We start from the raw sequence: 271 nt of genomic DNA on the forward strand, positions 1-271 counted from the left end.
GCTTGTCGAAGTGCTTCGGCTTGGCCGCGAGTTTGAGCTTGCCGCTACGCACGAAATCACAGTCGATCCGTTGTTGCGTGACGATCGATTCGACCGTCTGTACCGCGCTTTCGTACGCACGGTAAAAGTCGCGCGCTTGTTCCAGCCCGACGCTGGCCGCGAGCGAAGCGAAGTCTTGCGCGACGCCCGTGTTGCATTGTCCGCCGTTGCGCCCCGATGCCTGGCCCGCTATCCGCCCCGCCTCGAGCACCGTGACCGACGTTCCACGCAC

The 271-nt window shown here is 63.8% G+C and carries 1 protein-coding gene; it reads right to left on the bottom strand.

Going from position 1 to position 271, the window contains the following annotated elements:
* A partial coding sequence (locus R0J92_RS23170) for an FAD-dependent oxidoreductase (protein ID WP_411053400.1) occupies window positions 1-271 on the bottom strand: 271 nt, incomplete at both ends.

The sequence above is a fragment of the Tritonibacter sp. SIMBA_163 genome, assembly GCF_046535935.1.
Lineage (GTDB): Bacteria > Pseudomonadota > Alphaproteobacteria > Rhodobacterales > Rhodobacteraceae > Epibacterium > Epibacterium scottomollicae.